Genomic DNA, 24,051 nt, shown 5'->3' on the forward strand with positions numbered 1-24,051 from the left:
GGTTTTAAACCCGGGATCGTAAAGCGTTTCGAGCGTTTAGACGTCCATAAAGAAGAAAATGATCGAGTGATAGAAGACCGGAGCGGAGAAGAAGAGCATCTCCATGCGGTCCAGAGCACCACGAGTCAGAACCATGCTGGTGTCAAGCCGTTTGGCGCCCAGCGAGCGTTTAATACTGGACATCACCAGGGCGCCAAGGGTCCCTGAAATAATAATAACGAGCGACATCAAAGGAGCCTGCCAGGCGCGGAACGGTGTCATCCAGAAAAGTGCTGAGCCCATGATCAGAGCTCCCACACTGCCGATAATGATGCCTTTGTAAGTCTTATACTGATTACTCCAGCTTGGTCTGCCGCCCCAGATCGCAGATGCCATGATTTGGAACAAGTCCGCAAAATACAGGACTAAGAGGAAATACAGCATCATAAGCGGTCCGCTCGAATTAAAGCGGGAGAGATTCAGTGTCGCGATTGCGGGCGCGTGACTCACACAGAAGATCGCGATCATAATGCCCCACTGTACTTTGGCGACACGGTCAAGGAAACGGTCCGTATCTTTAGCAAGCGCCATGACAACCGGAAGCAGAAGGAATAAATAAACCGGGATAAAGAGTGTGAAAAATCCGATTTCTTTGAAGCCCAGCAGCAGGTACTGCACCGGAATCGCGATGTAAAAGGCAATGATCAGAATCAGGTGGTCGAGCCTTCGCGTTGGAGTCAAGGAAATAAATTCCCGCAGCGCAAAGAACGATGCAAGCGCAAAGAAAAGCAAGAGCGCGGCGTCCCCAAGCCAGAAAGCAATAACAAATACGAAGATTAGCGGCCAGGACGCGCGAACGCGAGAGTTGACGACCTGAAGACTGTTGAGTCTTGCTTCATTGCCTTCGGCTTTTTTAACGAGCAGGTTGCCAATAACGGTGCCTGCCGCCGACAAGAAGATCAAGACCGCCAGGATCGTGAAATAAGCTTCATTGGTAGAAAATCCCCATCTCATTTTTATAACTCCCTGGCTAAGCTGATAACGGACGCTCTGGCCTTTTCTAGAAACTCTTCCTTGCCTTCGTCAGGCGAATGAGGCAAAGGCGCGCCAAAGCGCACGGAACATAAGGTCGGTACCGGAAGCAGGGCTCCCTTTGGCATCGAGCGGTGCAGATTTTCTAAGTAGACGGGAATCAGTTCCACCTCCGGGAACTCTCGCATCAGTCTCCAAATTCCGCTCTTAAAAGGTCCGGGAAGCGGCTGAGGTGTTCTTGTGCCTTCGGGGAAAATGATGAGGGAGGAGCCATCTGCAAGTGCTTGTCTCATTGGATCCAGCGGATCGCTGCCTTCTCTGCGCTTACGGTCCACCAGAACGACGTTGAGTTCGTCAACAGCGATGCGTCTTCGAATACCGGTTTCCCAATAATCTTTAGCGGCGACCGGACGGGTGAGCGGTCGCAGGGCCTGAGGAAGCGCCGACCAAATCACAATCGTGTCCAGGTGACTGGAATGATTGGCGAAATAGATTCGCTGTTTTTTCTCCGGTGAACAGCCGATCCACTGAGGATAAGCGCCGACGAGCAGACGTGTCATCCAGACCATCGGTGTCATGAATTTGAATGCGTGTTTCACTTGAGATCCAAAATAAAAGAGATATCCGTTAATTATGCCTCTATAACTACGGCTCGTGCAGAGCAAAAATACAGAGAAATACGGAATTTCGTATGGAAGAGAAGAGGTGGAGGATCCTGGATACAGCCTGCTATTTCTTGATTTTTAAAAGAAAAGGGACAATATTTTGCAGTGATTTGGAGATATTTGTCCGCCAACTTAGTTAGACTGATCGCTTCTTGTAAGCACTCATTTTCTGGAAAGAATCGGAATTTATGTTTCACCCGCTGCGCTCCAAGGCGGCTTGCGCCGTTTTCTTCTTTCTGCCGGGACTCTATTACGGCCTTATCGTTTCTCGTCTGCCGGCAATCAAGATGCATGTCGGTCTCAGTGATTCTCAGATCGGCCTCTGCCTCTTTATGTTCGGCTGCTTTGGTTTGCTCGGTCTGCTTTTCAGTCCCAAGCTGATCAGCCGCTTCTCCAGCCGGATGGTGCTTTGCGTCAATGCGGTTTTATGCTTCCTCGGTCTTTTAGGCATCGGCTTTGCGCAGACGGTCCCGCAGATTTTTGTCGCTTTCGGGATATGCGGATTCTCAGTCAGTCTGCTTGACGGAGCGATGAACACGCAGGGTGTTCTTTACGAGAAAGCGTCCAAGCGTCCCACTTTGAATCTGTTCCATGCTTTTTACAGTCTTGGAGCGGTATTTGCGTCTGCAGCCGGGTCTGTGTGTGCTGCGCTTGCCATCGGCAGCGGCATCAACTTTCTTGTCGCTTCTGCCGCGTTCGTGGTGCTGAGTCTTTCTCTCAGCGGCTATCTCCTTTCGGACCGTACAGCTTTAACCTCGGCCTCGACGGGTTCAAAGAAGCATCGTCTGCCTGCGGTTGTGATGATCTGCGCGGTTTGCTCTCTGCTCGCTTACGCGTCTGAAGGCACCGTAGGAGAGTGGGGCGGCCTGTACCTTACGGGCGACAAAGGCGCGGATCAGTCTGTAGCGGCGCTCGTGTACGGATTGTTTTCGATTGTGACCTTCTTTGCGCGTTTGGCGGGAGACCCGCTTCGCACGAAGTTTGGCGAAAACAATCTGATGCTATGCGGTCTTGCGCTGGCACTTGCCGCAATGGGTGTTGTCCTGAAAGCCGATTCCGCTTATACGGTACTTGCGGCATATGCGGTCATGGGACTTGGTTTCGCGCATGTGATTCCGACGCTTTTCAGCATCGCGGGTCGCAACGGCATAATTCCGGCTGCAAGCGCAACGGCGGCAGTCGCGTTTATGTCCTACGCCGGCCTTCTTTTTGTTCCGCCCTGCATCGGCTGGGTCGCGCAGCATTTCTCGCTGCACGCGGCGCTCTGCCTTGTGCCCGTGATGATCGCGGTCACTTTTATTCTCACGCTGAGACTCAGATCGCTCTCAGTCCGGAATTCCGAGCTTACGCCGTAGCGGTTCCGCCGACGGTCAGACCGTCAATACGCAGTGTCGGCATACCGACACCCGTCGGTACGTGCTGACCGTTCTTGCCGCAGACACCGTTGCCCTGATCAAGCTTCAGGTCCGAGCCGACCAAAACAATCTTGGTGAGCGCGTCCGCGCCGTTTCCGGTCAGAGTCGCGCCTTTGACCGGAGCCGTGAGCCTGCCTTTTTCAATGAGCCAGGCTTCACTCATGGAGAATACAAAATTGCCGTTGGTGATATCGACCTGGCCGCCGCCGAAATTAGACGCGTAAATGCCGTAGTCAACGCTTTCGATAATTTCCTGCGGATCGGTCTCGCCTTCGAGCATGTAGGTGTTGGTCATACGCGGCATCGGAAGATGCGCAAAGCTTTCTCTTCGGCCGTTTCCGGTAAGCGGAAGATTCATGAGACGGGCGCTCATTTCGTCATGCATAAAGCCGCGCAGCACACCTTCGTCGATCAGCGTCGTGCAGGCGGCGAGGTTGCCTTCGTCATCAATCGCCAGAGAGCCTCTGCGGCCAACAATGGTGCCGTCGTCAATTACTGTCACAAGCGGCGAAGCAACGCGCTCGCTCACTCGGCCGGTGAATACGCTCGTGCCCTTGCGAATGAAATCCGCTTCAAGTCCGTGTCCGACCGCTTCGTGAAGCAGTACACCCGGCCAGCCGCTTCCGAGCACCACCGGGAAGGAGCCCGCCGGAGCAGCGATCGCTTCGAGATTGCGCACCGCCGCGTCAACCGCCTGAGCGGCGTAATTGCCGAGAATCGAATCCGTGAAGTAGGACAGGCCGAATCGGCCTCCGCCGCCCGCAAATCCGGTCTGCGTGTTGTCGCCCTTGCGGACAATGACCTGAAGTCCCATACGCACAAGCGGACGAATATCGCCGATCAGCGTGCCGTCCATCTTGGCGATAAGAATCATGTCGTGCGAAGAGGCGACATGCGCGGTCACCTGCGTGATAAGCGGGCTTCTTGCGCGCGCAAACTGCTCAAGCCGCTTAACGAGCTCAATCTTCTCGGAGGTTTGCGCAAGTTCAATTGGGTTGATTGGCTCATAGAGATGACGTTCGGCTTCCTTGGGAGTGACTTTGACCGTCGTCTCACGCTCAGCAGAGGCGCCGATAGCCCGCACCGTCTTTATCGCCTCAAAAAGCGCTTCTTTACTGATGACATCCGAATACGCAAGTGCATGCTTTTCTCCCGAAACGGCTCTTACGCCGACACCGATATCCGTACTGTAGTCGCCCGTCTTGATGATGCTTTCCTCAAGCACATAAGACTCGGCAACGGTGCGCTGAAAATAGAAATCGGCGTAATCGATGTCAAAACCGGAAAAAAGCGCAAAGGCTTCTTTCAGCATGTTCTCATCAATTCCATTGGCGTAAAGCAGTTCTTTGACTGCGGTGGAAGTATTCTCAAAGCTCATATTCAACACGATGGTTTAAAGCGGGCAGGGACTCGCGGACCCGACGCAGAAAAAGCGGATCGACCGTAGAGCATAACACTCCGGTTTCGTGTCCGTTGAGCTGTCCGATGACCGTTCCCCATGGGTCAACCGCGGTGGAGTGGCCCCAGAACGCCCGACCGCATGAGGAGCGGCCGGCCTGAGCCGAAGCAAAGACATAACTGAGGTTTTCAATGGCGCGGGCGCGCAGCAGAACTTCCCAATGCACCTTGCCGGTTGTGGTCGTAAAGGCGGCCGGAAGAAGGAAACAATCCACGCCCGACTGCAGGCGGAAAAGCTGAGGGAATCTCAAGTCATAACAGACCGCAAGCCCGACTCGGACGTCGGTGCCGTTGTCAAGCGGAATCGTAAAGGAGACCGGCTTGTGTCCGGGCGTGTAGAGTTCGGACTCGTCGTAGCGCTCGTTTGTTCCTTCGTAAGAGAATAGATGCACTTTGTCGTAGCGGGCTGCTTCCTGACCAAACGCGTCGTAAACCAAAAGCGAGTTTGTCACATGATTGGGTTCCGGGCTCTTCAGGGGGAGGGTGCCGGCGGCAATCCAAATGCCTAAGCTGCGGGCAAGCGCGGACATCACGCTTTGAATCGGACCGTCCTGGTAAGTTTCAGCGTTTTTAAGCACCTCTTCACTGCTGCCGGTCACCAGAGAAAACAGTTCAGGTAAAACAACCAGATTGGCGCCCTCGCGCGCGGCCCTGCGGATCAGCATTTCTGCGGTCTGTAGGTTCGCCGCGGTATCTGGCCCTGAAGTCATCTGGCAAGTTGCGATGCGAAGCATAGTTAAATAAACCTAAATTTAAAACTTATGAGAGTCGACTTTGGTCACAATCGGATCAGCCCACGTGCCTGTGACGTTGTATTCAAAGGAGAAAAGCTTGCTGAGCGGATCCTTGAAGATCAGCTGCGCGAGGAAGCTGCCGATGCCTGCAATCGGATTGGCGATGGCGAGCGCGATCGAGGCGCCTGCGGCGTTGACATCCGGAAGGACCAGCAGATGGAGATTTTCCGTCTCCTTCTGTGTATTGATGGTGCCGTTCATGACCACAGTCGCGCTTCCGCCGACGAGCGTGAGTCCCTTGATGTTCATGAGGCCGTTGTTAATGTCCGCTTTGCCCTGAATCGTCGTGAAGTTAAAGCCGGAAGAGTAGAAATCGCGGAAATCAAGCGTCAGATAGCGTGTCAGCGACTGAAGCGAGAGCAGCGAGAGCAGCTTGGCCGCGGGGCCCGGCTGGATCTTCAGGATTTCTCCTCGGCGCAGATCGATATTGAGGGTGCCGTCGAAACTTTCCGTATTGAAGCCGAGCGGCGTGCCCTCCCAGGACAGATCGCCTTTGATGGAACCGCTTCCGGCGCTGATCAGGTTAGGCATGTCCAGTCTTGTCAGCATTCCGCCAAGACTCTTGATTTCATTGTCGAGCAGCAGATGCGTTTCGTTAAATCCGTCAAAGCGTTTGAGCCAGCTTCCGGAAGATTTCAGCGTCGCGGCCGGATTTGTGACGTTGAGCTTCTGAATCTGCCAGAGGTGTCCGTTGGCCGCAACTGTGTTGCGTGCGACGAGCTCAACGTGTCCGAGGCGTCTCTTGCCGTAAGTCAGATCTCCGATAACCGCATTAATGGCAGGCCATCCGCCTTGAATTTCAACCGGCTTGGTTTCTTCCGCAACGGTCTCAGCCGCGTCCGGAATATAAAGCTTGGAGAGGTTGGCGGTGAGATGAGGCTCAACTCCTTTGCCGCCCTTTCTCCAGTTAATCGCGCCCTGGATCTGATTGCTTCGAATTGAAGCCGAGAGCTGGCCGTTGACGCTCTTACCGATGATCGTCAGATTGTTCTGATTGAAGTTCTCCAGTTCAAGCTCTCCGATCGAGATGCGCGCCGACGCGATATCGGGCAGCTTGATGACCTTGTTCTTTTGATTGGCATTGCTTTCAGTTTTATCAAGCGCGTCAAAAACTTTGGTCCAGGCAGCCGCCGATAGGAACGACGTGTCAAAAGCGACGGCATAACCATGCTGCGGAAGAGACGGAAGGGACTTATTGCCGATGGCGCAGCGATCGATCTCTCCGTTTTTCAGGATAAATTCCGTGCTGAGGTAGTCATCGACCATGACGGAAACGTCGGTCAGACTTCCGGAGGAGTTAATCGTCAGATGAAGCGGGGAAGTCTGCGCGGCCGGTTTTGTCATCGGAGAGGGCAGTGCACTCTCAAGACCCTTGAGCGGGCTCTTGATATCAACGTTCACATCGCTGCCGTCGATTTTGATGTTCGCAGCGAAGGTCGCTGAGCCGCGGAAGTAATCTTTGGAAATGAGTGCGAGCTCTTCATTCGGAATGATCTGCGGAAGCGCTTTCGCAGGGACCGTTCCCGAGGCTTTGACTTCGATCGCGCCTTTGCTGTTGGTTACGATCGAAGCAGTAACCGGTTCGTCAAAACAGAGTGCTTTAATGTTCTGCGCATTCGCGCCTTTTTCAGAGAACTGAACCGTACCGGAAACCTGTGTCAGATCGGGAATCTGATAGTGACGGAAATTGATGCTGTCGTTTTCTGCCGTGAAGGCGCCGTTCACGGCGACGCTGCCCGGACCGTCAAGCGGGATTTTCAGTCCGAGCTGAAGAGTTCCGCTGCCGCTTCCCTCCGCCTTGCTGAAGAGCTCAGCGGTATAGCCGTTTACCGGCGAGGCTTTAACGTAAGCCAGATAGCTTGGGATGTCGCCCTTGGCGGACGCGTCCACATCCAGCCATACGGTATCGGCGCTGAAGGACGGAATATCCACCTTCGCGGAAATCAAAGAAGCGTTCTTGTAGGAGCCTTTATCGGCCGTGATATGCATTCCGTCGCCGACGAAGCGCACCACGCCTCCGACCTTGGTGAATACCGGCCAGATGCCGCCCGCTTTGTTCTGAGCGGACGGTTTGTCAAACTTGAGCGGATAAACGTCCAGCGTGACGTCGTCGGCATTGACCGTGACTTCAAATTTTTCGTTTTCCGAGCCTTCGAACGGGAAGTTGTGGAGCTGACCGAGGATACGCGCAGAGCCGCCGGTCGCTTTCCCTTTCAGCAGGCCGTAACGAAGCCAGTTGATCGTGTCGGTACCGACGATAAGCGGCATGTATTTCCACACGGCAGCCGCGTTGCCGCGATTGATACCGGCCGTGATATCCATAAAGCCGAAGGGGGATCCGTCTGTGCGGTAGGTGCCGTTTACTGTGACGGAAGCGTCCGCGTTTTCCAGCGTGACGTCTTTCAGGTTTATAGAGAAGCGATCCTGCGTGCTCCATTCAACCGTGCCGGTGAGATTGTCCAAACGGAAAGCGGCTGAAGAGAACAGTCCCGGGAACGCGAAATCCGCGCCCTTTGTCTGCAGAACCGCGGTCCCGACACCGTTCTTCATCGAGACGTCGGCCGTCATGTTCTGAAAGCCCGGAAGCCACAATGTATTGTTTTTGCCCTGGGCGCCGAAAGAGCTGAAATTAACAATCTTGAGCGAACCGTTGTATTCCTTCGGGGCGTCAGGAGAGCCCTGCCAGCTGATATCGACATTGCTCAGGTTTCCGGAGAGCCTGCGCGCTGCGATGAAGGACTTGAATTCTTTCGGAAGCGGCAGAGACGGCAGAAGAGCCGAGAGGCTCTTGAAGTCAACTTCGTCCGCCTTAAAAGAGCCGCCCGAGAATGAATTGTTTTCCGTACGATTGAGCTTAACCGCTAAATTCAGGGGCGGAAGCACTTCGCCGCTTTCAAGCTCGAATCCGAAATCTTCGGTAGAGACCGAGTAATCCTGCGGACTCATAGCGCCGGAGATTTTGCCTTTGACGTATTTTAGCTTCAGCGGCTCCATATCCGGAAGCTGCACGTCCACGTTGGAGAGCGCGCCGATAAACGAAGCCGAAGAGGGTTTCCATTTGGCGAGCGTGAGCCAGGCAGAGCCTGAGCCGATGCCGCGGTATTTGACCTGGAAGTCCGGGAACCATTTGGCAAGTTCGCCGAAGTTCAGATAATCCGTCTGCGCGAAAAATTCCGCATCCCAGTTGGCCAGAACAGCGGCATCCAGCAGCGGCGGCTTCAGCGTCGCTTTAACTGTGATGGGCGAACCGATAAAAGAGGGCGGCGTAAGCGTAAAGGCAAAGAGCTTCTCGCCGGAGCTGCTCTCAAACGCAGCGTTGAAATCTTTAATTTCCAGAGTGTTTCCGGAAGCGTCGTCCACTAATCTAATCGTGCCGTCCTTAATTTCCAGAAGACGCTGTTTTAAAAGAAGCTGAATATCTTTAGGAAGCTTTGCCGATGCGCTCTCAAGATCAGCCTCCCCTGAGAGAAGTTTGTTGAGATCAATGGTTTTTCCAAGAATCGAAAACTTCATCGGTCCCTTGCGTTCCACAGTGACAACCGGTTTGTCCAAAGTGACCGTTTCAAAAATCGGTTCCATGGAAGGGATGGAGCGCAAAGAGAGTTTTGCGCTGAGGGATTCGACTTCGATCGGGTTCTGCCCGGAGCCGCCCAGCTGAATATTTTTGAGCGTCACCTCAGGCTGAAGTCCGGACCAGCCCGCGTCAACACTTCCGAAAGTGACCGGAGCGGAGACGGTTTCAGAGATCTTGTTTTCGATTTGAGCCTTATGCCCCTCTATATAAGGAGCAAGAAAATATCGAGCGGCCAGCCATGCGCACCCTAATATTAGATAGACAATGACGATGAACCAGATGATCCATCGAAGCAGTTTTCTCAGAAAACTCTCGCTTTTCGGCGTGCCGGGCTCTTCTGCAGGAGCGGCGTTATTCGAAATATCACTCATTTGTCGGCTAGGCTCATTTTTCAGCTGTAGTTTCCTAGTATGCAGCAAAAACAACGATCCTTGAAACGATTCTGACAAGCTTATTGAAAAATTTTCCTGCGCACGCGGCCAAGCGGGACGGTACGGCGTTCATGATTCGGGATTGTTCTTAATCGCTCCTTCGCCTGCGCCGTCGACGTCATGTCTAAGATTAAAATATTCCTCACGTTACAGAACAAAAACAGGCGACTGCCCGCGGCTTGCGCACAGCGTTCCGGAGAGCAGCCGAAAGAGCGAAACAACTATGACAGCGAACCAATCCCAGAGCGCACTTTCTCCCCATTCCAGCCGAATCGGTATTGAAGAGGTTCCGAAGCTTTCTCAGTTTGTGAAACGGTCCCTTCAGGCGTTGTTTTCGGACGCCGAGAGCGCAGAAGCAGCAGAATTCCTAAAGCAGCTGACGTTAGAGACGTGGAATAAAGAAAAGATGTACGAGCGGCTAGCCTCAGCGGATACGCCCGAGACGCTCGCAAGCGGAGTACGCAGGCTTCGCCGTGAGGTGCTTCTGACGCTGGCGGCTAAGGATATGACAGGAGCTGCCGACTTCGAGGAGGTGGTTTCTGCGATGACGGCTCTCGCTGAAGCGGTGGTGGATCGAACCGTGAGTGTGCATGCGAAAGAGCTCGCAAAGCGATTCGGTGTACCTCATTCTCCGTTAGGTGTTCCGCAGGATCTTCTGGTTGTCGGCATGGGCAAGCTCGGAGGGGCTGAACTCAATGTTTCCAGCGATATCGATCTCATTTTCTTTTATGACGAAGACGGAGAGTGCCGAGCGACCGAGCAGTTCCCTTCGGCCCGCAAAATCATCAGCAATAAAGAATTCTATGAGCGGCTGGCAAAAAAGATCATTCCGGCGATCTCCGAACTCACTTGGGAAGGTTTTGCGTTTCGGGTGGACATGAGACTGAGACCGAACGGAGACTCCGGTCCGATCGTCGGCTCAAGCGAGATGCTGGAAGAGTACCTGATGATGCAGGGCAGGGAGTGGGAACGGTTTGCGTGGCTCAAGGGCCGCATTGTAAACGGTCCGGTGTTTGCGTCTCAGGAAGAATTTGATATCCAGAAAAAAAATCTCTGGGACATCGTGCGTCCGTTTGTTTACCGCAAATATTTGGATTTCGGCGCGATCAGCTCTCTTACGGATCTGCATGCGAAAATCCGTCTGGCCGCGCAAAAGCGGGAAGCGTCCGCGCTTACCGAAGGCAGAAATATCAAGCTTGGCCGCGGCGGGATTCGTGAAATTGAATTTATCGCGCAGACCTTTCAGGTGATCCGCGGCGGAAGAAATCCGTTTCTGAGAGAACGATCAACGCTGAAAGCGCTTTCTGCGCTCGCCTCTGAAGGCGTACTCGCGCCGGAAAAAGCAAAGCGGCTATCAGAAATCTATGTCTTTCTGCGCAATGTGGAGCATGCGCTGCAGTACGAGAACGATCAGCAGACGCAGCTTCTCCCGGAGGATGAGGCGCAGCAGGCCAAAATCGCCCGCATGCTCGGGCTAAAGCGCGGGGAGCTTTTGTCCTGCCTGAGCGAAAGTTCGGAGTACGTCGCCGCGCGTTTTGATGAAATCTTTCAGACCAAGGCCGAAGCGGTGTCCGAGGATTGGCCGCTCGGCTGGGAGTCCGGTTCCGTACAGGTGCTTCCCGCGGTGGCGGATCTTCTGCGAAGGAAAGGTTTTGCCGACTGCGAGGGACTCGCAGGCGCGGTTCTTAACCTGATGTCTCTGAGGCCGCTTCGCCTGATCAACGCGGGCGCAAGAGATCGAATGATTCTTCTTGTGAAAAAGACGTTGGACAAGCTCGGCGCGCTCGAGCTTAAGGAGGATGCGCTCATTAGTAAAGATCTTCTGCTTGAGCGCTACCTGCACTTTTTGGAAGTTATCGCGGGGCGCCCGACTTATGTCTCGCTTCTGCTTCAGTATCCGTCCGCGGCCGAGCGCCTGATCCATGTGCTTGGCGCCGGCAAGTGGGCAGCCGAGTATCTGAATCGCCATCCGCTGCTGCTTGATGAGCTTTGGGATGAGCGCCTCAGCCAGATTGACGACTACACACCGGTGGATTTCTCAGGCTATATCGAGAGAACCCGAGCGCGCCTTGCCGATATTGAAGAGGACGATCAGGAGACGCGGATGAATTTGATCCGCGAAGTGCATCATGCGCGGCTTTTCCGCTTGTTTCTCGCTGACTTGGCCGGCCGCCTGACCGTCGAGCGCCTGGCCGACCAGCTCTCAGCTCTGGCAGACGCGACGCTGGAACTTGCGATGGAAGAGAGCTGGAAGACCGTTCCGGGGCGCCATCTGGAGCGGCCGAATTTCGCGGTCATCGCCTATGGCAAACTCGGCGGCAAAGAGCTCGCTTATGCGAGCGATTTGGACTTGGTGTTCATTTACGAAGACGACGCGCCGGAGGCGGAAAAGATTTACGTTCGCTTTGCGCGCCGCCTGATTAATTGGCTTACTGTCACGACGAGCTCGGGCACGCTCTTTGATGTGGATCTGCGGCTGCGTCCGAACGGTGAATCCGGAATGCTGGTGAGCAGCCTTGAAAGCTTTAAAAAGTATGAGCGCAATGACGATGGTACAGGCGCTTGGCTTTGGGAGCATCAGGCGCTCACGAGAGCGCGCTTCAGTGCGGGAGATCCCGCGATCGGCGCAGAATTTGAAAAGCTGCGCGAAGAGATTCTGAGACGCGACAGAGATCCCTCCGTTACGGCCGAAGAAGTGCTGAAGATGCGCGAGCGCATGCATGAGGGACACGTCAATAAGACGGATCTTTTTGATCTGAAGCATGATGCGGGCGGCATGGTGGATGTTGAATTTATTGTTCAGTATCTGGTGCTTCGATATGCGGCCGAGTATCCGCAGCTCGTCAACAACTTCGGAAATATCAAACTGCTGGAAATGAGCGCTGAGGCAGGCCTCATTCCTAAGGAAGACGCTCTTGAAACCGTTAAGATTTATCGACGCTATCGAAAGGTGCAGCATGAATTCCGTCTGAATTCGCCGAGCCTTCCGGTACGGCGCCCCGCTCAGGAGTACGAGCAGGACGTTGAACGCGTGAAATCTCTTTGGCAAACGGTATTTGGAGATCGGGCCGCATCTGAGATAAGCGGCACGACAGAAGGTTAATGAGTCTTATTGAATCGGAATACAGAGCTCCATGGTGGCTGCCGGGAGGGCATCTGCAGACCATTGTGCCCGCGGAGTTTATGCCGTCCCCTAAAGTCGATTATCGGCGGGAAATATGGGATACGCCCGACGGAGATATCATCGCGGTGGATTTTTCCACACCGGAGCCTGCGGATATCGCCGCGCCTGTCATGGTGCACTTTCACGGACTTGAAGGCTCGTCTCAGAGCCATTACGCCCGAAAACTGATGGCGAAATGCGCAGCTGAAGGCGTCAGAGGCATGGTGGTCCACTATCGCGGCTGCGGCGGAATCAATAACCGAAAGCCGAGGGCGTACTTTGCGGGCGACGCCTGCGAACTCGACTGGATCTTTGCAAGAATCAAAGAGCGCTATCCGCTGTCTCGGATTTACTCTATGGCGGTTTCTCTCGGCGCAAATAATCTGCTTTTCTGGGCGGGAACCCGCGGCTCAAAAGCGGCCTCATATGTCGATCGAATGGTCGCGGTTTGCTCGCCCCTGGATTTGGTTCGCTCAAGTGAGGTCATTTCCAAGGGCTTCAGTCGGGTGTACGAACTCAATTTTGTGATCACGCTTAAACAGAAGGCGCTTCAGAAGGCGAAGGAGTATCCGGAGCTCTTTGACGCCGAACGCATCAGAAAAGTTAAACGGCTGAACGAGTACGACGATGTGGTTACCGCGCCGATGCACGGCTTCAAGAACGCACTGGATTACTGGACGAAATGCTCGAGTCTGCCGGTTCTGTCCTCAGTGACGATTCCGACGTTATTGCTGAACGCGCGCAACGATCCGATTGTCGGCTACGAAATCTTACCGAAAGTTTGCGATGTGCCCGCCTGTATGGCATTAGAATATCCGGACACTGGAGGTCACTGCGGTTTTCCGCAGCGGAAATATGAAGGCAGCTTCGGATATCTTTCGAAACGCACCTTCGATTTCTGTTTCAACGACCGTTAATTAACTTTATTTCCCCCGATCTGTGATGTCGGAAAGGAGAAAATATGCCGCTTCGCGTTTCAAAGAATTATTCCCTCGGACTGCTTTACTTCGTTCTTTTCATTTTGACGATTCCGGTCATGAACTGGGTCGTGATGAATGTCGGAACCGTCTGCACTCCGGACGGCCCGTGCCTTATTCCGGTTGCTCCGGGACTGATGGCGCCGAGCGGCGTTTTAATGGCGGGCATCGCGCTCGTTCTTCGTGACGGTCTTCAATCCAAACTCGGCGTTCGCTGGTCGCTCTACGCGATTATTCTCGGCGCCGGTCTTTCCGCGTTTTTTGCCGAGCCTTCACTTGTGATCGCCTCTGTCATGGCTTTCTTCTTTTCCGAGCTTGCCGACCTCGTGGTCTACACGCCGATGAGAAAGCGTTATCCGGCTTGGGCTATTATGGTAAGCGGCCTGGTCGGCTCTTTTGTCGACAGTGCGATCTTCCTTTCGCTTGCCTTCGGATCCATAGAATTTATTTTCGGACAGGTTCTCGGCAAGTTCTGGATGTCGCTCGCCGTCGCGCTTCTGATCGGCTTTATGCACTATCGCCGCAGCCGCGCTTCCGATCATCATCAGGAACTGCTTAACTAATACGCTATCGTGAATAAGACAAAAACTGCCGTTCTGCTCATTAACCTCGGTTCTCCGAGTGCTCCGACCGCTCAGGCGGTTCGCCCTTATCTGCGGCAGTTTTTATCGGATCGCCGTGTGGTTGAAGTAAATCCGATTCTCTGGAATCTGATACTGCGTCTTGCGATTCTCCCCTTTAGAAGCCCTGTCTCCGCTAAGCGCTACGAGTCCGTTTGGCTTCCCGAGGGCTCTCCTTTGATTGTGTACACCGAGCGCTTGGCGAAGAAACTTCAGAAGGCCTTTGATGAGGAAGGCAGCGCGGTCAAAGTCGCTTTTGCCATGCGTTATGGAGAGCCGGATCAGGATCGCATCTTCCGAGAGCTGCATGAGAAAGAGGGTTTTGACAATATTGTTGTTCTTCCGCTTTATCCGCAGTATTCCGCGACGACGACCGCTTCTGTCGCCGATATCCTCGGCGCGTCTCTTGCCAAAATGAGAAGCCAGCCGCACTGGCATCTGATTCGTGATTATCACGACAATCCCGAGTATGCGCGCGCGATCGCCGCTTCAATTAAAGCGCATTGGAAAACGAAGGGTGAGCTTGGAGAAAAGGATCGCCTCGTTCTTTCTTTTCACGGGATGCCGAAGCGTTACTGCGATTTAGGCGACCCTTATGACCGTCAGGTCAGAAAATCGGCTCAGATGATTATTGATGAGCTCGGTATTGCGCCGGAAGAAGCGGTCATCGCCTATCAGTCCCGATTCGGCAAAGAAGAGTGGCTTCAGCCGTATCTGACGCCGCAGCTTGAGCGTCTGGCTGCGGAAGGCGTTGAGCGGGTTGACATCCTCTGTCCGGGATTTTCCATTGACTGTCTGGAGACTTTGGAAGAGGTTTCAGACGAAGCTCGTCAGACGTTTTTATCCAAGGGTGGTAAAGAATATAACTACATCGAATGTCTTAACGATTCCTCGGATGCGGTATCACTCATTAAAAATCTTGTATCCAAACATCTCTAAAACCTGAATTTAGGTGGGTAGAAAACAGCGGTCGAATTGAATTTTCGGCCGTTTTTGCTTTTCCGGGCAACATACTTAAATCGGGGCATTCTTATTCACGTTTCTACCTATATTTTTCATAATGCTCGACAGAGAGGTTGAAAAAAGGTCGTGCGACCTCATATCAATCAATAAGGGGCGCAGAACGGCAAAGCGCTCTGATTCTCGAAAAGATAAGGAAAGCTTGATGCAAGAGAATGATTTGAAAAAGGAAATGAATCTCGGTGAAGACGCCGAGGTTCAGACAGCACAGGAGGAGACGCCGGAATTGCCGGATCAGAGTCTCTCGGATGAACTCGCAAAAGCCCAGGCGAAGGCCAATGAAAATTATGACCTTTATGTCAGAGCCGTCGCGGAAGCCGAAAATGTGCGTCGCCGTTCAGCCGAAGATGTGGCCAAAGCTCGCAAGTTCGGTATTGAGAAATTTGCAGAAGCTATGCTGCCCGTGGTCGACAGCATGGAAAAGGCGCTTGAAGCGTCAGCAAATGAAAGCGGCCCTCTCAAAGAGGGTCTGGAGATTACCTACCGTCAGCTGCTCAGCGCACTTGAACACAACGGAATGAAATGCGAGAACCCTGTGGGCCTCAAATTTGATCCGAATTCAATGCAGGCGATCACTATGGTGAATGATCCCTCGGTCCAGCCCGGATGTGTCGCTCAGGTATTCCAGCGCGGCTGGAAAATTGCCGATCGGGTTCTTCGTCCGGCAATGGTTGCGGTAGCTCAGTAGCCGGGCCTTGTTTTTTCAAGAATCGACTCAATATACATACTTAACAGCATGGCGGAATGATCCGCTTGCAAGAGAGGAAAATTTAAAATGGCAAAAATCATTGGTATTGACCTTGGAACAACAAACTCCGCGGTTGCGGTCGTTGAAGGCGACAAGGTTCGAGTAATTGAAAACAGCGAAGGCGCCCGCACAACTCCTTCCGTCGTCGCTTACCTTGAAAAAGAAGTTCTTGTCGGCGCTCCGGCAAAACGTCAGGCTGTGACCAACCCGGCCAACACGCTTTTCGCGATCAAACGTCTGATCGGCCGCCGCTATGACGATAAGGAAGTCCAGAAGGACATTTCCCTGATGCCGTACAAGATTATTAAGGCCGCTAACGGTGACGCCTGGGTTCAGGTTCTCGGCGACAAAGACCTCGCTCCGCAGCAGGTTTCCGCTGAAATTCTCCGCAAGATGAAGAAGACCGCTGAAGATTATCTCGGCGAAGAAGTCAAAGAAGCGGTTATTACAGTTCCTGCTTACTTCAATGACTCTCAGCGTCAGGCTACTAAGGACGCCGGCAAGATCGCAGGTTTGGACGTTCGCCGTATCATTAACGAACCGACTGCAGCTGCTCTGGCTTTCGGCCTTGACAAAGGCGGCAAAGGCGACCGAAAGATCGCTGTGTATGACCTCGGCGGCGGCACATTCGATATCTCCATCATCGACCTGGCTGACGTAGACGGTGAAAAACAGTTCGAAGTACTCTCCACCAACGGCGATACATTCCTTGGCGGCGAAGACTTTGACCAGAGAATCGTTGACTACATCATCAAAGAATTCAGGAAGGATACCGGTATTGATCTGAGCACCGACATTTTGGCTCTGCAGCGTCTGAAGAACGCCGCTGAAAAGGCCAAGATCGAACTGTCGAGCCGTCAGGAAACCGAAATCAACCTTCCTTACATCACAGCCGACGCTACCGGTCCGAAACACCTGAATATCACTCTGACTCGCTCTAAGCTCGAAAGCTTGGTTGAAGATCTGATTGAAAGAACCATCGAACCGTGCCGCAAGGCTCTGAAGGACGCAAACGCCACAACTTCCGATATTTCCGACGTTATTCTCGTTGGCGGCCAGACACGTATGCCGGCTGTTCAGGAAGCTGTAAAGAAGTTCTTCGGCAAGGATCCTCGCAAGGACGTTAACCCGGATGAAGCTGTCGCTATGGGCGCTGCGATTCAGGGTGCTGTTCTCTCGGGCGACCGCAGCGACGTTCTTCTGCTCGACGTCACACCGCTTACCCTCGGTATCGAAACTCTGGGCGGCGTGATGACTCCGATGATCAAACGCAACACAACGATCCCGACAAAACACTCTCAGGTGTTCTCTACAGCTGAAGACAATCAGCCTGCTGTGACCATTAAGGTTTACCAGGGTGAACGTGAAATGGCTGCAGACAACAAGTTGCTCGGTGAATTCAACCTTGAAGGCATCGCTCCGGCTCCGAGAGGACTGCCGCAGATCGAAGTGACATTCGATATTGACGCTAACGGTATTCTCCACGTTTCCGCTAAGGATAAGAACACCGGCAAAGAAAACCAGATCACCATTAAGGCGAACTCCGGTCTGACCGACGCTGACGTGGAAAGAATGGTTGCCGATGCTGAAGCCAACAAGGAAGAAGACCGCCGCCGCGCTGAACTGGCTCAGGCCCGCAACGCTGCCGACACCAGCATCCATCAGGTTCAGAAGACTCTGAAGGATCTGGGAGACAAGGTTGACGGTTCTGACCGCGCTGCCTGCGAATCCGCGATTAAAGACCTTGAGGACGCTCTGAAGGGCGAAGACAAGGATCTGATCACAAAACGCACAGACGCTCTGATGACCGCTGCCCAGAAGATTGGTGAAAAACTCAATCAGCAGCAGGCTCAGCCGGGCGCACAGCAGCAGGGTGCTCAGCAGTCTCAGAAGAAAGATGACGACGTCGTCGATGCTGACTTCAAAGAAGTCTAATCAGTCATCTGACGCTGATCAGTAAAAGAGCGTTAAGCTTTGACACAAAAATAGGGTCGCCTTTGAAAAAGGGCGGCCCTATTGAATAATTGATTTATTAAACTCTAGGGTTATCACTAGATTCACGAAACAACGAAAAGTATGGCTGAAGAGGAACTTGATTACTACGAGGTTCTTGGCGTAGAGCGGACTGCAACTCAGGAAGAGATTAAGAAGGGCTATCGCCGTATGGCGATGAAGTACCACCCTGACCGCAATAAGGGAGACAAGAGCGCTGAAGAAAAATTCAAGCAGGTTGGAGAAGCATATTCCGTACTCGGAGACGAGCAGAAGCGCGCTGCCTACGATCGCTATGGCCGTTCAGCCTTTGAGTCCGGCGGTGCCGGCGGATTTGGCGGAGGGTTCGGCTCCTTCGATCCGTCGCAGTTTGGTGAATTCAGTGATATTTTCGCGGAGATTTTCGGTGCTCGCGCGGGCGGCAGAGCCGGCGGCAACAAGCAGATGTTCCGAGGTGAGGATCTGGTTTATGACCTGGATATCACGCTTGAGCAGGCCTCCGAAGGTCTCAAGACAAAGATCAAGGTTCCCTCTTGGTCCAAGTGCGAAGCATGCGAGGGGACCGGAGCGGAAAAGGGCACGCATCCTGAAACCTGCCCGACCTGCCACGGAAGCGGCTTTGTTCGCGCCGGTCAGGGCTTCTTCCAGATTCAGCAGACTTGCCCGCGCTGTCACGGCACCGGCAAGATTATTCGCCACCCCTGCAAGGTTTGCGGGGGCACCGGTATGAAAGAAGAGAGAAAGGAAATTGAAATTTCGATTCCTGCAGGTGTGGACGACGGCAACCGTATGCGCATTTCCGGCCGCGGCGCGCCCGGACAGAACGGCGGCCCCGCTGGCGACCTTTATGTCCGCATCCATGTGAAGAGACACGATCTCTTTGAACGTGACGGACAGGACCTGCACATCGAGATGCCGATGAGCTTCACGATGGCGGCTTTGGGCGGCGAGCTTGAAGTGCCGACGCTCACCGGAAAAGTCAAACTCAGAATTCCGGAGGGCACTCAGACGGGACGCACATTCCGTCTGAAAGGACACGGCATTGTCGGCCTGCGTACCACAGACAAGGGCGACTTGTACGTGCACACCAATGTCGAAGTTCCGGTCAATATGACGGCAAAACAGAAGGAGCTGCTGCAGCAGTTTGAAGAATCATTGCTTGGCAGCAAGCGAAGCCATCATGCGCCGGAGAAACAGGGTTTCTTCGATAAACTCGGCAAACTCTTTCAATAAACGCTAGTGTTTCGGCTCTCTTAGGAGAGCCTTTTTTCTTATGTGCACTGATCAAAAACCGCTCTTGAAGGTCCTATATCAGGACGACTGCCTTGCGGTTGTCTCAAAGCCGGAGAAGCTGCTGACGCATCGCACGGAGATCGCCAACGGAGACCAATATTTCGCGCTGCAGCTTGCGCGGGATTTGTTTGGGAAACGGGTCTGGCCGCTCTACCGACTGGATCGGGGCACTTCCGGCGCCTTGATGTTCGCCTTTGATCCGCAGACTGTTTCAGCGCTCGCTCAGCAGACGCATGAGACGTTTCAGAAGCAGTATTTTGCGATTGTGCGAGGCACTTCCGAAAAAACAATGCTGATTGATCACGCGCTGAAGCCGCCCGTGGACCCGTATCTTCGTGTTCAGAAAACTGAAGCGCAGGAGGCGAAGACGCTTTTGACAACGCTTGCGAGCGCAGAAGTCCCGGTTTCAAGCGGCAAATACGAAACCACGCGGCTTTCATTGGTGAAACTTGAACTTTTGACCGGGCGGCGACATCAGATTCGACGTCATATGAAATTTATTGCGCATCCGATTATCGGTGATGCGACATACGGTAAAGGTCCTCTGAATCGCGCTCTTGCAGAGTATTTCGGAAGGGATCGACTGTATCTTCACTGCTGCGGGATTTCATTTCTGCACCCGCGGACCGGAACGCGTGTCAGCATTACCGATCGTCTTGACGGAGACTTTGCTGAAACGGTAAAACAGCTTAGGTGGGTAAACTACATTTAAACCATACTTAAAAATCTTTCTTCTTTATATTTATATTGACTCGTTTGATAGAATATTCGGCTGTTTTGAGATAACTCTGAGAGATTCTTTAATTTAACCGATAACAGTCGGATTTGAGCGAAGAAATGAGAATTAATCCCTATTTAGATATAAAAATAGGGAAATATTCTATTTTCGACGTTTGATTCGTTATACTGAATGAGCGATAGGGAGAATGATTTTATGAAACACAAGAAGGTAGTAACCGCCGTTCTGGTCAGCTCGCTTGCAGCCGTGACCCTGACATTTGCCGGCTTGTCCGAAGCTCGTTCTCTTCAGGAAATTAAAGCGTCGGGCGAACTGCGTGTCGGTTCAACCGGCGATTACAAACCGATGAGCTACCTCAACAAAGAAACCGGAAAATATGAAGGCTTTGACGCCGAGATGGCAGATTCTCTTGCCAAGTACCTTGGCGTGAAACTGGTCTATGTTCCGACAAGCTGGCGTACGCTGCAGGATGATACTCAGGCCGACAAATTTGACGTCGCGATGAGCGGTATTACTGTGACAGACGCGCGAAAGAAAGTCATGACTATGTCCGACGGTTATCTGACGTTTGGCAAGACAGTGCTTGTCACCAAGACGAAAGCCGACAAGATTCGCGGTCTGGATGACATCAATAAGCCGACGGTTCGCGTGATGTACAACCCAGGCGGAACGAATGAGAAGTTCGCCAAAGAAATGACACCGAAGGCCGAACTCATTATGTATGAGCATAATGCGGAGATTCCAGGCCTGGTCGGCGAAGGCAAAGCCGACGTCATGATTACCGAGACGATGGAAGCTCGTCGCTATGTCAAAGATAATCCCAAGCTTGCCGCACCTCTGGTTGACAAACCCTTTACCGAGAACCACTTCGGCGTTCTGATGAAACAGGGTTATCCGCACCTGGAAGCCAGCGTTAACGACTGGATGAAGAAGATCAAAGCAGACGGAACCATGGACAACTGGGAAAACAAGTACATCAAGTAAACTGCTTTGATTCATAAGCAAAAGGCGCCGAATCGGCGCCTTTTGCGTTAGTTCTTATTGACGTCTCTTTGAATTCTTGGCAACAAACCAGGTAAAGAAGACCGGGATGAAGATTGTCGCGATAAAGGTGGCCGCAATCATGCCGCCCAATACGCCGGTACCCATGGACTGACGGGCGGCAGCGCCCGCGCCTGTCGCCGTGGCAAGCGGAATCACGCCGAGAATGAAGGCGAGCGACGTCATCACAATCGGGCGTAAACGCAGCTTGGCGGCTTCCAGAGCTGCGTCTTTAAGCGCCAGACCTTCCTCAAGCTTCTGAGCCGCAAATTCCACAATCAGAATGGCGTTCTTCGCGGTCAGACCGACAAGGACCAGCAGACCGATCTGGAAGTAAATGTCGTTGGTGAATCCTCGGAAATAAATCGCGATTAAGGCGCCGAGAATAGCGTAAGGCACCGCAAGCACGACTGCGATCGGCAGCGACCAGCGTTCAAACTGCGCGGCAAGAATCAGGAACACGATAATCAGACCGAATGCAAAGGCGTAGGCCGATGTGGTACCGATGCGTTTTTCGTGGAAGGCCTGACCGGTCCAGTCGACGTAGTAGCCGTCCGGAAGTTCCTCCGCGCTTTGTTCAACCGCGCGGATCATGTCGCCCGTCGAATAGCCGTGCGCCGCGTTCGCGGTCATAGAGGCGGCAAGGAAGCCGTTTTCTCGTTTCAGAGACTCAGGTCCGGAAATACGGGTAATGTGGGTCAGAGAGGAGAGCGGCACCATTTTTCCGGAGTCGGAGCGAACATAGAGTTCACCGATGGATTCGGGTGTCATGCGGAACTGATCGTCCGCCTGAATAATGACTCGGAAAATCTTGCCGATACGCGTGAAGTCATTCACGTATTTACTGCCCATGAAGTATCCGATCGTGTTGTAGACGTCGGAAATCGCAACGCCCATGGCAAGTGCTTTGGCTTCGTCAACCGTGAGATAAAGCTGAGGTGCGTCTGCCTGGAACATGGCTCGGCTTGAAGAAATCTCCGGCAGGATTTCAAGCTTTTCCTTGAACTCCTGAGAGACCTGCTGCAGCTGGATCGGATCGTCCGATTCGCGGGACTGGATGTAAAAATCCAAGCCGCCCGAACGTCCTAAACCGCGGATCGGAGGCGGATTGACCGACTGACCGACAAGGTCGGTTCTCTTGTTGAGCAGTTTCTGGATTTTCTGTCGAACCTCTTCTGCAGTCTCGGTGCGCTCTTCCCAAGGCTTGAGCTGTACAACCATGGAAGCCGCGTTGGACTTGGTGTCGTTTGCGACCGTGTCATTGGCGACCAGAGCGGTTACGTTATCGACAGACTCCAGATCTCGAATTTCTTTATTTAACTCCGTAACCGCTTTGCCGGTGCGGACCAAAGAAGAGCCTTCGGGCAGCTGCATGGAAACACGAAGCAGACCTTGGTCTTCGCGCGGAACAAATGAGGTCGGGATAATATCCATGAGTTTCCAGCATCCCACAAGAACGACAGCCAGAAGTACTGCGGTAATCCAGCGGTTGTTCAGATTAAAGTGCACGCCCCGGATGAAGAATTCCCGGAAATGATCAAACCCAAGATTAAACAGCTTGAAGACCGCCATCTTCTTTTCATTCTTGCGCAGCAGAATGGCACAGAGGGCGGGAGTCAGCGTCAGGGCGACAAAGCCCGAAAGAATAACCGAGATACCGATGGTGACTGCAAACTGACGATAAAGTTCGCCCGCGATGCCGCCGAGGAAGGCGACCGGCGTAAATACCGTCGTCAGCACGAGTACGATTGCGATCAGCGCGCTGCCGACTTCTTTCATGGCTTTCTGAGACGCTTCATACGGATCAAGATCATCGTCTGACATGATTCGTTCGATGTTTTCAAGTACCACAATCGCATCGTCGACGACGATACCGATGGCGAGCGTCATTGCAAACAACGTCAGGGTATTGATCGAGAAGTTCAGAACCCAGAGACCCGCCATTGTGCCGATCAGCGATACGGGAACTGCCAGCATCGGAATGAGTGTCGCGCGCCAGCTCTGCAGGAAAACAAACACGACGATGAGCACCAGGAGTCCCGCCTCAAAGAGTGTATGAAGGACTTCATTCAGCGCGGCTTCAACAAATCGTGAGTTGTCGTCTGTGATGACATAGGCCAGGTCATCCGGAAAGTGCTGAGAGAGTTCGGTCAGACGTTTTTTTACATCAATCGCGGTCTGCATGGCGTTGGCGCCGGACTGCAGATAAACCGCGAATGTGATTGAAGGTCTTTCGTTCAGCTGGTTGTACGCTTCATAGCTGCGGTTGCCGACTTCCACGCGCGCAATATCTCGGATGCGTACGATACCGTCAGCGCCCTTGGATCGAACGGTAATATTGCCGAACTCGTCCGGTGTGAGAAGTTGTCCCTTGGTGCGGATGGTATAGACGAGCTGCTGTTCTTCAGGGGTCGGCGCAACACCGACTTTACCAGTCGCATACTGGTAGTTCTGTTCCTCAATCGCCTTTCTGACGTCGATTGCTGTGACGCCGAGTTTGGCCATTTTCTTCGGGTCAAGCCAGATACGCATCGCGCTCTGCGAGTTGCCGAAGACTTCCGCGTCTCCGACACCGTGCACGCGTTTAATCGCGTCAATAACGTTCTGATTGACGTAGTCGGCCAGCTGAATCGGTTTATATTTGCCGTTCGGAGAGTAAAACGGCACCAGCATCAGTGTCTCTTCGCTTCGTTTGCGAACGTTGACGCCGTTCTGACGAACCGAGTCGGGAAGCCTGCGTTCAGCGGACCGAACTCGGTTGTTGATTTCAAGCATCGCATCGTTCGGGTTGGTCCCCACTTCGAACGTGCAGGTAATGCGGACCATACCGTTGGAGCGGATGGCGGTTTCATAGTAGAGCAACCCGTCAATACCGGAGAGCTGATCTTCGATCGGAGCCGCGACCGTCTTTGCCAGAGTTTCGGCATCCGCGCCCTCATAAGAGGCGGTCACGAAAACAGTCGGCGGAGTAATTTCCGGATACTGCGAAATCGGAAGTGCACGCCAGGCTAAAAGACCCGCGATGACGATAAGGATGGATAAGACCGAAGCGAAGATGGGACGTTTGATACAAAATTGCGAAAGCATGAACTTCTCTCCGAGGGATTTTG

16 protein-coding genes are annotated in these 24,051 nt (G+C 53.2%); 10 read left to right on the forward strand and 6 right to left on the reverse strand.

From position 1 onward, the window contains the following. Positions 1–36: 36 nt before the first annotated feature. Both NFR90_RS04100 and NFR90_RS04105 read right to left on the reverse strand, forming a co-directional pair. On the reverse strand, positions 37–993 hold the full coding sequence (locus NFR90_RS04100) for a phosphatidate cytidylyltransferase (RefSeq protein ID WP_160335346.1): 957 nt from the start codon (positions 991–993) through the stop codon (positions 37–39). Positions 994–995: 2 nt separating this feature from the next. After that, positions 996–1,589, reverse strand: coding sequence for a lysophospholipid acyltransferase family protein (locus NFR90_RS04105; protein WP_370267279.1), 594 nt, complete (start codon positions 1,587–1,589; stop codon positions 996–998). A 275-nt stretch (positions 1,590–1,864) separates the two neighbouring features. Here NFR90_RS04105 and NFR90_RS04110 point away from each other — a divergent pair, with 275 nt between their 5' ends. Further along, on the forward strand, positions 1,865–3,031 hold the full coding sequence (locus tag NFR90_RS04110; protein ID WP_251450937.1) for an MFS transporter: 1,167 nt from the start codon (positions 1,865–1,867) through the stop codon (positions 3,029–3,031). On the opposite strand, the gene tldD is transcribed toward NFR90_RS04110, so the two are convergent. The 3 genes from tldD to NFR90_RS04125 are packed head-to-tail and all read right to left on the reverse strand — an operon-like array spanning position 3,021 to position 9,288. Continuing rightward, on the reverse strand, positions 3,021–4,469 hold the full coding sequence (gene tldD / locus NFR90_RS04115; RefSeq protein ID WP_251450938.1) for a metalloprotease TldD: 1,449 nt from the start codon (positions 4,467–4,469) through the stop codon (positions 3,021–3,023). The two genes, NFR90_RS04110 and tldD, sit on opposite strands and share 11 nt — an antisense overlap. Next, positions 4,459–5,283: a carbon-nitrogen hydrolase family protein gene (locus NFR90_RS04120; RefSeq protein WP_160335349.1), complete on the reverse strand. Its 825-nt coding sequence runs from the start codon at positions 5,281–5,283 to the stop codon at positions 4,459–4,461. The genes tldD and NFR90_RS04120 overlap by 11 nt, the downstream gene beginning before the upstream one ends. A gap of 18 nt (positions 5,284–5,301) precedes the next feature. Further along, positions 5,302–9,288, reverse strand: coding sequence for a YhdP family protein (locus NFR90_RS04125; protein ID WP_160335350.1), 3,987 nt, complete (start codon positions 9,286–9,288; stop codon positions 5,302–5,304). A gap of 283 nt (positions 9,289–9,571) precedes the next feature. Here NFR90_RS04125 and glnE point away from each other — a divergent pair, with 283 nt between their 5' ends. From glnE to NFR90_RS04170, 9 genes are all read left to right on the forward strand, one after another. After that, a complete protein-coding gene (gene glnE, locus NFR90_RS04130) occupies positions 9,572–12,451 on the forward strand; it encodes a bifunctional [glutamate--ammonia ligase]-adenylyl-L-tyrosine phosphorylase/[glutamate--ammonia-ligase] adenylyltransferase (RefSeq protein WP_251450939.1) in 2,880 nt (959 codons plus the stop codon). Continuing rightward, positions 12,451–13,428, forward strand: coding sequence for a YheT family hydrolase (locus NFR90_RS04135; RefSeq protein ID WP_160335352.1), 978 nt, complete (start codon positions 12,451–12,453; stop codon positions 13,426–13,428). Before glnE ends, NFR90_RS04135 begins: the two co-directional genes overlap by 1 nt. Positions 13,429–13,472: 44 nt before the next feature. Continuing rightward, positions 13,473–14,051: a VUT family protein gene (locus tag NFR90_RS04140; RefSeq protein ID WP_160335353.1), complete on the forward strand. Its 579-nt coding sequence runs from the start codon at positions 13,473–13,475 to the stop codon at positions 14,049–14,051. Between the two features lie 9 nt (positions 14,052–14,060). Then, positions 14,061–15,047 (forward strand): ferrochelatase, encoded by a 987-nt coding sequence (gene hemH / locus NFR90_RS04145; protein ID WP_251450940.1) that lies wholly within the window; start codon positions 14,061–14,063, stop codon positions 15,045–15,047. Positions 15,048–15,168: 121 nt separating this feature from the next. After that, complete coding sequence (grpE, locus tag NFR90_RS04150) at positions 15,169–15,816, forward strand: nucleotide exchange factor GrpE (protein ID WP_160335354.1); 648 nt, start codon at positions 15,169–15,171, stop codon at positions 15,814–15,816. 87 nt (positions 15,817–15,903) lie between these two features. Further along, positions 15,904–17,811, forward strand: a complete 1,908-nt coding sequence (dnaK, locus tag NFR90_RS04155; protein WP_251450941.1) for a molecular chaperone DnaK — start codon at positions 15,904–15,906, stop codon at positions 17,809–17,811. Between the two features lie 141 nt (positions 17,812–17,952). Next, positions 17,953–19,101, forward strand: a complete 1,149-nt coding sequence (gene dnaJ, locus NFR90_RS04160; RefSeq protein ID WP_160335356.1) for a molecular chaperone DnaJ — start codon at positions 17,953–17,955, stop codon at positions 19,099–19,101. Positions 19,102–19,141: 40 nt separating this feature from the next. Continuing rightward, positions 19,142–19,873, forward strand: a complete 732-nt coding sequence (locus tag NFR90_RS04165; protein ID WP_160335357.1) for a pseudouridine synthase — start codon at positions 19,142–19,144, stop codon at positions 19,871–19,873. A 222-nt stretch (positions 19,874–20,095) separates the two neighbouring features. Further along, positions 20,096–20,884 carry a transporter substrate-binding domain-containing protein gene (locus NFR90_RS04170; RefSeq protein WP_160335358.1) on the forward strand — a complete coding sequence of 263 codons (789 nt, stop codon included), beginning with the start codon at positions 20,096–20,098 and terminating at the stop codon, positions 20,882–20,884. A gap of 54 nt (positions 20,885–20,938) precedes the next feature. Here NFR90_RS04170 and NFR90_RS04175 read toward each other — a convergent pair whose 3' ends face one another. Then, positions 20,939–24,028 carry an efflux RND transporter permease subunit gene (locus NFR90_RS04175; protein WP_160335359.1) on the reverse strand — a complete coding sequence of 1,030 codons (3,090 nt, stop codon included), beginning with the start codon at positions 24,026–24,028 and terminating at the stop codon, positions 20,939–20,941. Between the last annotated feature and the right edge of the window lie 23 nt (positions 24,029–24,051).

This window comes from Parasutterella muris (genome assembly GCF_943193095.1).
Classification (GTDB): domain Bacteria; phylum Pseudomonadota; class Gammaproteobacteria; order Burkholderiales; family Burkholderiaceae_F; genus Parasutterella; species Parasutterella muris.

Coding starts and splice junctions, on each gene's coding strand:
- NFR90_RS04100 (WP_160335346.1), bottom strand. CDS start 993: ATGAGATGGGGATTTTCTACCAATGAAGCTTATTTCACGATCCTGGCG.
- NFR90_RS04105 (WP_370267279.1), bottom strand. CDS start 1,589: ATGACACCGATGGTCTGGATGACACGTCTGCTCGTCGGCGCTTATCCT.
- NFR90_RS04110 (WP_251450937.1), top strand. CDS start 1,865: ATGTTTCACCCGCTGCGCTCCAAGGCGGCTTGCGCCGTTTTCTTCTTT.
- tldD (WP_251450938.1), bottom strand. CDS start 4,469: ATGAGCTTTGAGAATACTTCCACCGCAGTCAAAGAACTGCTTTACGCC.
- NFR90_RS04120 (WP_160335349.1), bottom strand. CDS start 5,283: ATGCTTCGCATCGCAACTTGCCAGATGACTTCAGGGCCAGATACCGCG.
- NFR90_RS04125 (WP_160335350.1), bottom strand. CDS start 9,288: ATGAGTGATATTTCGAATAACGCCGCTCCTGCAGAAGAGCCCGGCACG.
- glnE (WP_251450939.1), top strand. CDS start 9,572: ATGACAGCGAACCAATCCCAGAGCGCACTTTCTCCCCATTCCAGCCGA.
- NFR90_RS04135 (WP_160335352.1), top strand. CDS start 12,451: ATGAGTCTTATTGAATCGGAATACAGAGCTCCATGGTGGCTGCCGGGA.
- NFR90_RS04140 (WP_160335353.1), top strand. CDS start 13,473: ATGCCGCTTCGCGTTTCAAAGAATTATTCCCTCGGACTGCTTTACTTC.
- grpE (WP_160335354.1), top strand. CDS start 15,169: ATGCTCGACAGAGAGGTTGAAAAAAGGTCGTGCGACCTCATATCAATC.
- dnaK (WP_251450941.1), top strand. CDS start 15,904: ATGGCAAAAATCATTGGTATTGACCTTGGAACAACAAACTCCGCGGTT.
- dnaJ (WP_160335356.1), top strand. CDS start 17,953: ATGGCTGAAGAGGAACTTGATTACTACGAGGTTCTTGGCGTAGAGCGG.
- NFR90_RS04165 (WP_160335357.1), top strand. CDS start 19,142: ATGTGCACTGATCAAAAACCGCTCTTGAAGGTCCTATATCAGGACGAC.
- NFR90_RS04170 (WP_160335358.1), top strand. CDS start 20,096: ATGAAACACAAGAAGGTAGTAACCGCCGTTCTGGTCAGCTCGCTTGCA.
- NFR90_RS04175 (WP_160335359.1), bottom strand. CDS start 24,028: ATGCTTTCGCAATTTTGTATCAAACGTCCCATCTTCGCTTCGGTCTTA.